Annotated in this window: 12 protein-coding genes; 10 read left to right on the top strand and 2 right to left on the bottom strand. The window is 61.4% G+C overall.

Going from position 1 to position 12,076, the window contains the following annotated elements:
- The first annotated feature begins 37 nt into the window (after nucleotides 1–37).
- Both ACWHXT_RS12080 and ACWHXT_RS12075 read left to right on the top strand, forming a co-directional pair.
- Complete coding sequence (locus ACWHXT_RS12080; protein ID WP_447956018.1) at nucleotides 38–874, top strand: hypothetical protein; 837 nt, start codon at nucleotides 38–40, stop codon at nucleotides 872–874.
- Between the two features lie 39 nt (nucleotides 875–913).
- The gene (locus ACWHXT_RS12075; protein ID WP_447956017.1) at nucleotides 914–1,801 is read left to right on the top strand and encodes a hypothetical protein; all 888 of its coding nucleotides are present in this window, start codon (nucleotides 914–916) and stop codon (nucleotides 1,799–1,801) included.
- On the opposite strand, the gene ACWHXT_RS12070 is transcribed toward ACWHXT_RS12075, so the two are convergent.
- Entirely contained in the window at nucleotides 1,790–2,719 is a 930-nt protein-coding gene (locus tag ACWHXT_RS12070; protein WP_447956016.1) for a LysR substrate-binding domain-containing protein, read from the bottom strand. The two genes, ACWHXT_RS12075 and ACWHXT_RS12070, sit on opposite strands and share 12 nt — an antisense overlap.
- 166 nt (nucleotides 2,720–2,885) lie before the next feature.
- On the opposite strand from ACWHXT_RS12070, the gene ACWHXT_RS12065 reads away from it, so the two are divergent.
- The 4 genes from ACWHXT_RS12065 to ACWHXT_RS12050 are packed head-to-tail and all read left to right on the top strand — an operon-like array spanning nucleotide 2,886 to nucleotide 6,463.
- Nucleotides 2,886–3,746 (top strand): SDR family NAD(P)-dependent oxidoreductase, encoded by an 861-nt coding sequence (locus ACWHXT_RS12065; protein ID WP_447956015.1) that lies wholly within the window; start codon nucleotides 2,886–2,888, stop codon nucleotides 3,744–3,746.
- Nucleotides 3,733–4,611 carry an SMP-30/gluconolactonase/LRE family protein gene (locus ACWHXT_RS12060; RefSeq protein WP_447956014.1) on the top strand — a complete coding sequence of 293 codons (879 nt, stop codon included), beginning with the start codon at nucleotides 3,733–3,735 and terminating at the stop codon, nucleotides 4,609–4,611. The genes ACWHXT_RS12065 and ACWHXT_RS12060 overlap by 14 nt, the downstream gene beginning before the upstream one ends.
- A gap of 34 nt (nucleotides 4,612–4,645) precedes the next feature.
- On the top strand, nucleotides 4,646–5,527 hold the full coding sequence (locus ACWHXT_RS12055) for a dihydrodipicolinate synthase family protein (protein ID WP_447956013.1): 882 nt from the start codon (nucleotides 4,646–4,648) through the stop codon (nucleotides 5,525–5,527).
- A complete protein-coding gene (locus ACWHXT_RS12050; RefSeq protein ID WP_447956012.1) occupies nucleotides 5,528–6,463 on the top strand; it encodes a LysR family transcriptional regulator in 936 nt (311 codons plus the stop codon).
- Between the two features lie 33 nt (nucleotides 6,464–6,496).
- Here the strand turns inward: ACWHXT_RS12050 and ACWHXT_RS12045 are convergent, their stop codons facing one another.
- Nucleotides 6,497–7,432, bottom strand: coding sequence for a glycerophosphodiester phosphodiesterase (locus ACWHXT_RS12045; RefSeq protein WP_447956011.1), 936 nt, complete (start codon nucleotides 7,430–7,432; stop codon nucleotides 6,497–6,499).
- A 288-nt stretch (nucleotides 7,433–7,720) separates the two neighbouring features.
- Here ACWHXT_RS12045 and ACWHXT_RS12040 point away from each other — a divergent pair, with 288 nt between their 5' ends.
- The 4 genes from ACWHXT_RS12040 (at nucleotide 7,721) to mmuM (ending at nucleotide 12,063) form a co-directional block, all read left to right on the top strand.
- Nucleotides 7,721–8,350 (top strand): LysE family translocator, encoded by a 630-nt coding sequence (locus ACWHXT_RS12040; protein WP_447893863.1) that lies wholly within the window; start codon nucleotides 7,721–7,723, stop codon nucleotides 8,348–8,350.
- 52 nt (nucleotides 8,351–8,402) lie between these two features.
- Nucleotides 8,403–9,440, top strand: a complete 1,038-nt coding sequence (locus tag ACWHXT_RS12035) for a DUF2235 domain-containing protein (protein ID WP_447956010.1) — start codon at nucleotides 8,403–8,405, stop codon at nucleotides 9,438–9,440.
- 239 nt (nucleotides 9,441–9,679) lie between these two features.
- Nucleotides 9,680–11,110, top strand: coding sequence for an amino acid permease (locus tag ACWHXT_RS12030; protein ID WP_447956009.1), 1,431 nt, complete (start codon nucleotides 9,680–9,682; stop codon nucleotides 11,108–11,110).
- Nucleotides 11,107–12,063 carry a homocysteine S-methyltransferase gene (gene mmuM / locus ACWHXT_RS12025; RefSeq protein WP_447956008.1) on the top strand — a complete coding sequence of 319 codons (957 nt, stop codon included), beginning with the start codon at nucleotides 11,107–11,109 and terminating at the stop codon, nucleotides 12,061–12,063. The genes ACWHXT_RS12030 and mmuM overlap by 4 nt, the downstream gene beginning before the upstream one ends.
- Nucleotides 12,064–12,076: the final 13 nt, after the last annotated feature.

The following is a 12,076-nucleotide window of genomic DNA, read 5'->3' as shown; positions in this document are numbered from 1 at the left end:
CGAGTGATTCGACACCACGGCCGGTGAGAGGCTTTCAATGAAGTATCACGGCGCGATCATCGACGAGCGCTTGATGACCGACCACGAATACGCCTATGCGAAAAAAGTCGTGGCCGGGCATCGCTACCTCTTCTGGTTTTTGATGGGCAGCGGCGTCATCACGTTTTGCATGGGGGCGGGGCTGCCGATCGCCTTCAGCATGGGGTCGCTAACGCTCGATTGGATCGGATTTTCGCTCATCGCGTTTCTGACGCTTGGGCCGATGATGGCCGGTATCTGGATGTTCTGGCTGGGCTATAAACGCCGCGTGCGCTTCGACCCGCGCGTCTCCATCATCCGGGGTATCCTGACCATTCGTAAAAAGCGCGTGCCCAGCAACACCGGCGGGGTCAGCTACGTAAACGAGTACTACATCGGCAATGCCCTGCTGCACGGCCCGCCGGGGTCGTACTACCTTCTCGAAAAGTGCCATGGCCGGGTCATCGATGTACATGCGCTTTTTTTGCGGATGTATCCACCGCTGAACCTGAGCAAGCGGTATGAGGGGATTGAGGAGGCGCTGCTGTTCAACCTCAACGACCAAATCGACTTGAACGGCGCCTTCGAGAAGTACGGGCGAAAGATGTTCAAACGCGATGCCTGGCGCTTCAACCTTCTAAGTGGCCCGCCCATGCTCCTGTGCCTCGGGCTTGGCTTTTACCTCATCTTCAAGTACGAAATCTTCACTTTTTGGGCGTTAATGGGAATCGTCGTGGCATCAATCATCGCCGGGGGCCTGATATACGCATTGCTCGAGTATCTCTACAAGAAACTCAGAAAAGGGCTCGATGCCGACTATGTCGATCTCACGCTGGAAGAGATGCTCAAGGGTTAGGCTCGAAGGAATAAGCACGAAAAATAGACACCAGAAATCATGAAAAAACAGGTAACCAACAACGACGCCGCAAGTGACGAGGTGAAGACGCTTGGTCAGCGTGACATGACGGCATACGAGCGGTTTCACGTAAGGCAGGTGGCGCTTTACAAGCGAATGGGGCTTCACGTCACCGCACTGGTCGGCGCCGTTTTCGGGCTGATGGGCATCGCGCTTTTAGTGCTCACGCTGGGGCTTTTGATCCGCTTTCAGATCGTGGGCTTTTTGATCGCGACGGCCACGACAGGGCTTCTGGGGTATGTCGCGCGAGGGATGATCCGCGAAGGCACCAAGCGAAGGCTCAAAACGGCTACTCAGGTGAAGATGATCAAGGGCGTAATGGAGCAGCAGGCGGTCAGCTATGCCACCTATAACGGCAGAACCACTCTGTATTTCCATAGTATCGGCGACTTCGAGTTCATTCGGCCACTGGATACGGAAGTTATTTTCATGTTCTTCGTCGGGAAGCCCTTCGAGGCGCACGTGGTCGAGCTATCTTTTGAGACGCCCGACGGGGCGCCACTGGCGTTGAGAAAAAAGCGCGAGGCCATACTGCTCAAGCTTACGAGCGAGGAGGGGGATGAGATCAAGGTCGACATCGACGGTGTCTATACCCGATACGGCCGACACTATTTCTATCGCTACTTCCTGGCCCACGCGTTGATCATCGGGCCTTCGATACTGTTGAGCCTGGTGCTGATGATCCGTTACTCGGTTCCGCTCGCTGATGCTTACGGGCTCGGGTTATTTACCGGGTTGTTGGCCATCTTCGTGCCCATTGCCATCGCCTTCGCCGCCGGGTCGCTGGTCTATTTCCTGTGTTTGAGGCTTCGCAAGCTGATCAACCCCGATTACGTCAAAACCCACGAAGAGCGGCTAAAGGGGTAGAACCTTTTCACCCACCTGAAACGCGAGCCGGCCGATGAAATCCTCGACCAGTGGTGAAGTGTTCTCGCGATGCCAATTCACGTTGAGCGCCAGAGTCGAATCGGGCCCGCCCGAAAGCGGCGCCAGCGCGCAAAACACGACCCCGTCCAAACGTATTGATCGCGCGAGCGAGGCGGGCACCAGCGCAACGCCCAGCCCGCTGGCTACCAGCCCCAGCAAAGTATGAAGCTGAGCGGCCTCCTGCTTGATGACGGGAGAGAACCCCGCCGCCTGGCAAAGCGCCATCAGCCGGTGGTGGTAGCCCGGCCCCAGGGCGCGCGGCGTGAACACGAAATCGGCCTTGGCAAACGCGCTTAACGCAACCGGCCCGCCTCTGGCGGCACTAGCCGCGCCCGGGTGGTCAGCGGGCAGTGCCAGTTTGATCTCCTCTTTCAGTACCTGGCGGGATTCGATCATCGGCGGCAGCGGCAATTCGCGCATCAGCGCCACGTCCACCTCACCGGATAACAGCGCATCGCGTTGACTAGCCGAAGGCATTTCGCGAATGACGAGCTCTACCTCGGGCAGGGTGGTGCGAAAGTCGCGCAGCGCCTCGAGCACCGGGGCGTAGCCGGCAAGCGATATCGTGGCCACCGTCAGCTTTCCGGCCACGCCCTGGGCCACGCGGCGCGCCCGGCTAATGCCGCTATCGAGTTGCTCGAAGGTGGCGTAAGCGGTATCGAGAAACGCGCGGCCGGCCGGGGTCAGGGTCACGCTTCGCCGGCTGCGGAGAAAAAGCGCAAAGCCCAGGCGCTCTTCGAGCCTCGAAATGGCCTGGCTCAAGGGCGGCTGAGCCATGTGTAGCCGCGCGGCGGCCCGGTGAAAATGGAGTTCTTCCGCCACGACGATGAACTGCTTGAGCAGGCGGATTTCGATCATTGAAGGGTCTCGTCAGTAGGGGCCGCGATCCTGATACTTTAAATGATCGTTAGCGCCATCGGTAATATCGTGTACGTATCACATGCGCTTGCGATTAATATTAGATAAAAATGATTCAAAGCGTACCTTGATGGTGTTCATACACGCCAGATCGAGGAGACGAATCATGTCATTTCAAGGCAGGACAGCCATCATTACCGGCGGCGGCCGGGGGCTCGGCTGGGCCTACGCCCGGGAGCTCGCCCGCGCCGGGGCGAACGTCGTGATCAGCGATAGCGGGGCTGGCCGGGACGGCGACGGCAGCGACGCCACTGTGGTCGAAAAGGCAGCGGCGGCGCTCGCGCGGGAAGGGTATCGCGTCATCGCCCACCATGGGTCGCTGGAGGAGGAAGCCGAGTGTCGGGCGCTCATCGAGCGCACCCAGGCCACGTTCGGTGGGCTGGATATCATCATCCACAACGCCGGCTGGGTCGGCTACCAGGCAATTGAGCACGCCGGGGCGGCGTTTCTCGAGCGCTCGCTGGCCATCAATGTCTGGGCGCCGACCTGGCTTGCCAAACACGCCTGGCCTTATCTCAAGATGTCTTCGGCCCCGCGCATCGTGCTGACCACGTCTGACCGTGCCATGTATTTGGGCTACGGCCAGAAGGGCCTGGCCGCCTACTCGGCGGGCAAGATGGCCCAGGTCGGCCTCATGAATGCGTTGGCTTTCGAGGGCGCGGAGCACGCCATTTTGGTGAACGCCGTCTCGCCGGTGGCCAGAACGCGCATGTGGGGCGAAACCGGTACACCGTCGGATCTCAAGCCCGAATGGGTGACGCCGGGGGTGTTGTATCTGGCAAGCGAGTCGTGCCGGGACAGCGGCTATATTCTGCGCGCCAGCAACGGCCAGTTCAGCGCCACCCGGTTCGAGGAGAACGTCGGCGTCGACTACCCGCGGGATTTGAACCGCGTGCGTGCGGTCAGCATCGACGAGGTGGCCGAGCGGTGGAACGCGATCAAGGAGCGCGCCCATGCATATCGGTAACCTGAGCCGATGGGCAGAGGTGGGGGCCGAGCTTGGCGAAAGCCCGGTCTGGGATGAGCGCACCGGCACGCTCTATTTCGTCGATATTACTGGCGGGCGCCTACACGCTTTTGAGCCAGGCGGCGGGCTTCAGACGCGCTACACGTCAAGCCAGCCCATCGGCGCGCTGGCGCTCACCGAAACCGGTGATCTGATATTCGCCGAAGGCTCGCGGGTCGCGCTGCTCGACCGTCAGACTCGTCACGTTACCCGAACCTCGGAGACGGTAAGCACGGCCCCGAATCACCGCTTCAACGACGGCGCCTGCGACCCCCAGGGGCGCTTCGTGAGCGGTTTGATGGATCAAGACCACGCAAGCGGAAGCGGACGGCTTTACAGCTTCGATGAGCGGCTAACGCCCACGCGCATTCATGAGGGCATGGGCCTGCCCAACGGCCTGGCGTGGAACCGGGCGGGGAGCCTTTACTTCGTGGACTCCGTGGCGCGGCGCATTCTGCAGGCGGACTACTCGCCGAGCACCGGCGCCCTGAGCAATATCGCTACCTTCGCGGAGACCCCAGCTCATCTTGGGCGACCCGACGGGCTCGCCATGGATGTGGAGGGCGGCATCTGGGTGTGCCAGTTCAACGGCGCCTGCTTGCTGCGCTATGACGCTTATGGTGAACTGACCGATAGATTACCGGCGCCCGTGCCCCGGCCCACCAGCTGCTGCTTCGGGGGCGACGACATGAAGACGCTTTTCGTGACCTCCGCCCGGTTTGGCATGAGCGCGGAGGAGCTCGAACGCTACCCCGAGTCGGGCGATCTATTCGCGGTACGCCTGCCCGTGGCCGGCGAGCCGCGCTATCGTTTCAAGGCACATTAGCCCGCCCATTCGTTTCATACTGAAGGAGAACCCCATGTTCACCGGCCTGAGTGCCTTTCCGTTAACGCCCATGGACGAGCAGGGGATTCGCGAAGATGAATTCGTCGCCCTGATCCAGCGCCTGACCGCTGCCCGGGTGGACTCTATCGGCGTGCTGGGCTCGACCGGCAGCTACATGTATCTATCCCGCGAGCAGCGCGAGCGCGTTACACGGCTGGCGGTGGAAAACGCCGCCGATGTGCCGGCCCTCATTGGCATTGGGGCGCTGCGCACCCGCGAGGTGATCGAACTGGCGGAAGACGCTCAGAAGGCCGGGGCGAGCGGCGTGCTGCTGGCGCCGGTATCCTATCAAACGCTTACCGAGGCGGAGGTATTCGAGCACTACAAAGCAGTGTGCGAAACGCTGGACGTGCCGCTCTGTGTCTACGACAACCCCGGTACCACGCACTTCACCTTCAGCGACGAGCTGCATGGGCGTATTGGCGAACTCTCCCAGGTGAAGTCGATCAAGATACCGCCAGTGGCAGGCGATATCGACGCGGTTAGTGCGCGCATCACACGGCTGCGCGCTTTGATTCCAGACGATGTCACTCTTGGCATTAGTGGCGACTTCGTCGCTGCCACCGCCCTGACTGCCGGTTGCGACGGTTGGTATTCGGTGCTCGGCGGTCTGCTTCCGGAAAAAGCGCTGGCCATTACCCGCGCCGCCCAGACAGGCAATACCGAAAAAGCTCAGCGGCTGTCCAGCGAGCTCGAGCCGCTCTGGGCGCTCTTTCGCGAACATGGAAGCCTTAGGGTCATCGCGACCGCGGCGGAGCTAATGGGGCGGGTCAGCGCGCCGTGTTTGCCGCTGCCGCTCAAAACCCTCGAAGGCCCTCACCGGGAAAACCTCGCCCAGGTGGTCGAGGCGCTATAGATGACGGGGCAAAAGAACGGGCCAGGCGGCTCTGTCGAAAAGACCCTGCCGCGCAGTTGGGTGTGGGACGACACCCGGGCGTTTTTGGCCGTGGCGCGAAACGGCACGCTAAGCGGGGCGGCGGCGGAGCTTCATCTGGGCATTGCCACGCTCTCCCGACGCATCGAACGCTTGGAGCATGCGCTCGATGTGGCGCTGTTTATCCGGCTTCAGTCGGGCTATCGGCTCACCGAAGAGGGATTGGGGCTTTTGGAAAACGCCGAGGCGATGGAAGCGGCGGCCGCCGCGTTCACCTCGGGAGCGGCCCAGCACACTCCCATCAGCGGAAAAGTGCGGTTGGCCACCGCGGAAAATTTGGCCACCGAGCTGATACTGCCCGCCCTCCCTGAGCTCTACTGCCAGTACCCGGGTATCACGTTGGAGCTGGTCACCGATATCACCACAGTCAACCTGCACCGCCGCGACGCCGACCTCGCGCTTAGAATGGTCAGGCCCGAGCGCGGTAACGTGACGCTCCGACGGTTGGGCACGCTGGGCTATGGGGTGTACGCCAACGCGGAGGTGGCCGCCAGGCGCGCTGGCTCCAGTAACCCTGGCGGCTTCGACGACGAGGCCTTCATTACCTGGATGGATGATTATGCCCACCTGCCAGCGGCCCAATGGTGTGAGCGCACCCTGAAAGGGCGCCTGCCCGCGCTGACTACGACCTCCATCGCCACTCAGGTAGCGGCGGCCAAGGCGGGGCTCGGCATGGCCGTACTGCCGCATATCGTAGCCTTGAACGCGGGGCTTGTATGTGTCGCTAGAGAGATCGGCGTAGCGCAACCCATTTACCTGGTCAGCCAAGCCGATATTGCCCAGAGCGGGCGTATTCGCGCCGTGGCGGAGTTTCTGGCCGAGCTGGTCAGCCGCCATCAGGAGAGATTGGGCGGCTGAGAATAGCGCTTTTTCAGCGTTACTTTCCCGGTGTTATTCAGTCAACTCGATCAGCCGGTCGGCGTAGTCGGTGAAGAGACCATCCACGCCCCAGTCGAGCAACCGTTGCATTTCCTCAACGTCGTTGACCGTGTAGACATGCACCGCCAGGTCGTTGCCCTGGGCCTGGCGCACGAAGCCTTCGTCGATCACTTCGAAACCTTCGTACAGGTAGTTGGTGCCCAGGCCCACCGCGTACTCGGCTACCGCCTGGAAGTCTTCGTCGCTGATCTCACCGGGCCCGGGCGTTACGCCTGTCCACTCGGCCAGGCGTTCACTGTCATCTTCCTCCGGGGAGTACCACACCAGCTGAATCAGCGGAATATCCGCGTTCAGCTCATGAATTTTGAGAAGGCTCTCCTGATCGAAGGACTGAATCAGCACGCGCCCGGTATTAATCATGTCGTACGCTTCCAGGCGGCGCACCAGGCCCTCTTCTACGCCCGGGTTGAGTTCCGGCGACTTGGTTTCCAGATAAAACCGGGCATCCTCGCCGAAGCGGTTGAGTACTTCTTCCAGCGTGAGAATCTGCGCGCCTTCGAAGGCTTCATCGGCAAGCGCCGGGTTTTCCTCGTTGAACCAGGCGCCGGTATCCAGCTCTTTCAGCTCGGCCAGGGTATGGTCGTTAATATGTCCCTCGCCGTCGCTGGTACGCTCGAGGGTGTCATCGTGAAAAGCGACCAGCTCGCCATCAGCGGTCATCTGGATATCGAGTTCCAGGTAATCCGCGCCCCATTCGTGGGCCAGTTCCAAGGCGGCCATGCTGCTTTCCGGCGCATGGCCGCTGGCGCCGCGGTGGGCAATGACCTGAAACGACTGCAGATCCTTTAGCTGTTGCTCCAGCGGCGTGGTGTCGGCCAGCACGCTTGGGGAAACCAGAGCACCTGCTAAAAGACCCAAAGGCAGGGAAACGATCGCAAGACGTTGCATGATCAATCCTTTTATTGAATATACGATCAATGACCCTACAGGGTTTTAAGGGGCTTTCCAAACCGCGGCTCAGCCTGGCCCGCATCACGCCCATCGGCCAGGCGCTCGATCAGCACTTGCGCTTTTTAGGTGGGTGAGGCGAAGGGTTGGAATAGGCCTGTAACGTCGTCTTAATAAAGATCAGTTTTTGCTTGTTTAAGTCCACACCCGGTTTGGGGTGTGGTTGAATGAGAGGTTATTCGCTTTGGCTTGAAAAGCCGCACCCAAACCGATCACAAGGAGCCGTGCGTGGACGCGCTGACCTGGTTGACCTATGTAGGCGTTATTTTTGCCCTGATCATCTTTCCCGGCCCGGTCGCACTTTTATGCACCAGCCACGGGCTTAAATTCGGCCGAAAGCAGACCACCGCGACGGTGCTGGGCGGCGTGTCTGCCTCCCTGGTGTTGATGATGGTTTCTTCGCTTGGTTTGGGCGCGGTTCTGGCGGCGTCGGAACACGCCTTTTATATCCTGAAGCTCGTAGGCGGGGCGTATCTGATCTACCTGGGCATTGCCGCCTGGCGGGACGCCTCGGGCCTGGCGCTCGAAAATCCAACGCCCGAGGGGCGCCCGGGGATGTCGGTGAAAACGCTCTTTCGTCGGGGCTTTACCGTGGGCATTAGCAATCCCAAGGATCTGCTCTTTTTTGCCGCGCTGTTTCCCAACTTCATCGATGTGAGCCAACCCCAGTTCATTCAGTTCATTATTCTTGCGTTGACCTGGCTTGCAATCGATTTCACGCTTATGTCGACCTATGCGGGTCTTGGCTCCAGCATTAGCCGCTGGTTTCAAAGCCCGCGCCGCTACAAGCGGTTCAACCGGGCGACCGGCGGCCTGTTCATGGCCGCCGGCGGCACGCTGATCGCCTCGAACCAGTAGGCAGCGTTAACGCTGGTGATGCTCACTCGCCCGGGCGTCAAGGAGTGACACTTTGGCCAATCTCGTCATCTGTGCCGACGGCACCTGGAATCAGCCCGAAGAAGACCTGGAAGAGGATCATCCGACCAACGTATTGAAGCTGGCGCGGGCCATTTCGCCGTTTAGCGGCGAGGCGCGCCAGCACGTCTCCTACGGCTGGGGCGTGGGCTCCCACGATAATCGGCTGACCGGCGCGCTGACCGGCGCCGGGATCGAAAAGAACATCATCGATGGCTACCGCTACATCGTTCAAAATTACGCCCCGGGCGACGATATCTACCTGTTCGGCTTTAGCCGCGGCGCCTATAACGTGCGTGCCTTGAGCGGGCTGATCAATAATTGCGGCATTCTGAAGCGCTCAGAGGCGGACCGGATCACCCAGGCCTGGGAGATGTACCGGGACGACGCTGACGAAAACTGGCCCGGTGGGGAGGCCGCCAAGGCATTTCGCGAGGCCTATTGCCACCCCTCGCGGCGGGTTCACTTCATTGGCGTGTGGGACACCGTAGGCGCGCTCGGTATACCGCTGAGCCTGTTGGGTGGGCTCTTCAATCACGACCACGAATTTTACGACACCAAGATGGGTAGCAATATCGCCACCGCCCGCCATGCGCTTGCCGTTGATGAAAAGCGCGAGGACTTCGAGCCCACGCTTTGGGAGGCCCGCGAAGGCATCGATTTGAAACAGGTGTGGTTTGCTGGCGTGCATAGCGACGTAGGCGGCGGCAAAGCACCGGATGACAACGGCCGGCAGGCCTCGGATACGCCGCTTAAGTGGATGGCAAACGAAGCGCGGGCCGCGGGGTTGGCCATCGAACCTCATTTGTTCGAGGAACTGACCGATGGCAGTCAAGCGGTGCTCAATGAATCGCGTAAACACGTGTACCGTTTGAGAGGCAAGCTCGACCGTCCGCTGGTCAACGAAAGCAAGCCCACGGCCATTCATTTTAGTGTCAAAACCCGTTTCGAGCGCGACGAAAGCTACCGGCCCCCCAGGCTCGAGGCGCTGGTAGAAGAGCGCGGCTGGGAGGGTGTCGTGCTAGAGCACTAGGCGTATTTTAGTAGGCCTTCTCGGATCAACCCGGGCTCGCCCGTTCGTGCCGGGTATCACTGAAAGCAACCTGCTGGCCGCTCTTGCTGCCGGGCCAATAGTGTACCTGGTATGCTATCGAAGAATATAAGATTCGATTTTAATTCCTTTTTGACCACTTGAATTTGCACTAATATAGCGCGCCACACCCGTTGGACCGCAGGCCTTCAGAGGCCGCTATGCAAATATCAGGATCGATCATGAGTGAGCAAGAGGGCGCGCACTTCAAGCGCAGTATGCAGACGCGCCATTTGGTGATGTTGTCGCTGGGCGGCGTCATTGGTACCGGGCTTTTTCTAAGCTCTGGCTATACCGTGCAGCAGGCCGGGCCCACGGGCGCGGTATTGGCGTATCTGGTGGGCGGTATCGTCGCCTGGCTTGTGATGATGTGCCTGGGCGAGCTTGCCGTGCATATGCCGGACTCCGGCGCGTTCAGCGCCCACGCCAGCCGCTATATCGGCCCTGGTACCGGCTACATGGTGGCCTGGATGTACTGGCTGACCTGGACGGTGGCGCTAGGCTCGGAATTTACCGCCGCGGCGGTGTTCATGGGGCGCTGGTTTCCCGATATTCCCGGCTGGTACTGGAGCGGGCTATTCGCCGCTATCGTGTTTGGCGTCAACGCCTTTACCTCGCGCTTTTTTGCCGAGTCCGAGTTCTGGCTTTCGTTGATCAAGGTGATCGCGGTGGTGGTGTTCGTCATCGTCGGCGCCGGCGCGATCATCGGCTGGGTGCCGCTGCAGGATGCAAGCGGCGCTAGCGTGGCATCCCCTGGGCTTTCGGCTTTTTGGGGCGAGGGCGCTATGTCGCCGAGCCTGTTGGCTATCGGTACCACCTTGCTGGCGGTGATGTTTGCGTTTTCCGGTACCGAGCTCATCGGCATTGCCGCCGGTGAAACCGTCGACCCGGGGCGCAACGTGCCCAAGGCGATCCGCGCCACGCTTTGGCGGCTCATTCTGTTTTTCGTGGGCACCATCATCGTGATTGCCGCGCTCTTGCCGCAAAGCCAGGCCGGGCTGAGCCAAAGCCCGTTCGTCGCGGTGTTTCAGCGCCTGGGCGTGCCGGGGGCGGCGGACATCATGAACTTCGTGATCATCACCGCGCTTCTCTCGGCGGCCAACTCCGGGCTTTACGCCTCATCGCGCATGCTTTGGACGCTTTCCGATCAAGGCACGCTTCCCCCGGCGCTTGGCCGGCTCAACAAGCGCGGTATTCCCATGAACGCGCTGCTGCTCAGCATGATCGGCGGCTTCGGCGCGCTGTTCTCGAGCGTTTACGCGCCGGAAACCGTCTACCTGGTGCTGGTGTCGATTTCGGGGCTGGCCGTGGTGGTGGTGTGGATGGCGATTGCGCTCAGCCAGCTCAACTTTCGCCGCCAGTTCCTGCATGAAGGCGGCCGCCTTGAAGACCTGGTCTACCGCACGCCGTTCTACCCCTGGGTGCCGCTGATCGCGTTCGCGGCGTGCCTGGCGGCGTGCATCGGTATTGCCTTTGACCCGCAGCAGCGCGTCGCACTCTACTTCGGCGTGCCGTTCATCGCGCTTTGTTACCTGGTGCACTACGTGCGCCACCGCGCAGCGCCGCAAGCTTCAACCAACACCGATAAAGCTGCCAGGGAGAAAAACGTATGAGCGAGTCGAACCCGATCAAGGCCCTGCTGGCGGATGCGCCTTTCATGGTGATCGACGGGGCGCTGGCCACCGAGCTCGAGGCGCTTGGCTGTGATCTCAACGACGCGCTGTGGTCGGCGCGCCTTTTAAGCCAGGCGCCGGAGAAGATTCGCCAGGTGCACCAGGCGTATTTCGAAGCCGGGGCGGACTGCGCGATTACCGCAAGCTACCAGGCAACGATCCCCGGTTTCATGCAGGCGGGGCTAAGCGAGGCGCAGGCGCGCGCGCTGATCCAGCGTTCGGTCACGCTGGCCCGTGAAGCCCGCGATGCGGTGTGGCAGCCCGGCCAAACCGACCGGCCCCAACCGCTGGTGGCGGCCTCGGTCGGGCCTTACGGCGCCTATCTTGCCGACGGCAGCGAGTACCGTGGCGGGTATGAGCTGGACCGCGCCGGGCTCGTCGACTTTCACCGCGAACGGTTTGAACTTCTACTAAAAGCAGGCGCCGATGTGCTGGCCGTGGAAACGCTGCCGTCTCTGGAGGAAGCGCTGGCGATCACCGATTTGCTGGCCGAAAACCCCGGCGCTCAGGCCTGGATCACCTTTTCGGCGAAGGATGGCGAACACATCAGCGACGGTACGCCGATCGAGGCGTGTGCGGCGGCGCTGGCGGGCTGCCCGGGGGTGGCGGCGATCGGTGTCAACTGCACCGGGCTTGCGCATATCGAATCGCTGATCAAGGCAATCAAGCACGCCTGCGATTTGCCGGTGTTGGTGTACCCCAACTCCGGCGAGGTATACGACCCGGTGACCAAAACCTGGCACCCGGCGTCCTGCGATCACACCAGCGCGCCTTCCGGGCTTGCCCAGGGCGCCGAGCAGTGGCTGGCCGCGGGCGCTTCCGGCATTGGTGGGTGTTGCCGCACTACGCCGGCGGATATCCAGGCGCTGGCCGCGTGGCGGCGCGCGCTTTAGGCCAACTGACGCT

This window comes from Vreelandella halophytica (assembly GCF_968193635.1).
Note: the sequence above shows the minus strand (reverse complement) of the source record. Positions and strands in the feature narration are given on the sequence as shown.

What these genes read in the sequence shown, in the direction of transcription:
- ACWHXT_RS12080 (WP_447956018.1), top strand. Translation starts at nt 38, where the DNA reads ATGAAGTATCACGGCGCGATCATCGACGAGCGCTTGATGACCGACCAC.
- ACWHXT_RS12075 (WP_447956017.1), top strand. Translation starts at nt 914, where the DNA reads ATGAAAAAACAGGTAACCAACAACGACGCCGCAAGTGACGAGGTGAAG.
- ACWHXT_RS12070 (WP_447956016.1), bottom strand. Translation starts at nt 2,719, where the DNA reads ATGATCGAAATCCGCCTGCTCAAGCAGTTCATCGTCGTGGCGGAAGAA.
- ACWHXT_RS12065 (WP_447956015.1), top strand. Translation starts at nt 2,886, where the DNA reads ATGTCATTTCAAGGCAGGACAGCCATCATTACCGGCGGCGGCCGGGGG.
- ACWHXT_RS12060 (WP_447956014.1), top strand. Translation starts at nt 3,733, where the DNA reads ATGCATATCGGTAACCTGAGCCGATGGGCAGAGGTGGGGGCCGAGCTT.
- ACWHXT_RS12055 (WP_447956013.1), top strand. Translation starts at nt 4,646, where the DNA reads ATGTTCACCGGCCTGAGTGCCTTTCCGTTAACGCCCATGGACGAGCAG.
- ACWHXT_RS12050 (WP_447956012.1), top strand. Translation starts at nt 5,528, where the DNA reads ATGACGGGGCAAAAGAACGGGCCAGGCGGCTCTGTCGAAAAGACCCTG.
- ACWHXT_RS12045 (WP_447956011.1), bottom strand. Translation starts at nt 7,432, where the DNA reads ATGCAACGTCTTGCGATCGTTTCCCTGCCTTTGGGTCTTTTAGCAGGT.
- ACWHXT_RS12030 (WP_447956009.1), top strand. Translation starts at nt 9,680, where the DNA reads ATGAGTGAGCAAGAGGGCGCGCACTTCAAGCGCAGTATGCAGACGCGC.
- mmuM (WP_447956008.1), top strand. Translation starts at nt 11,107, where the DNA reads ATGAGCGAGTCGAACCCGATCAAGGCCCTGCTGGCGGATGCGCCTTTC.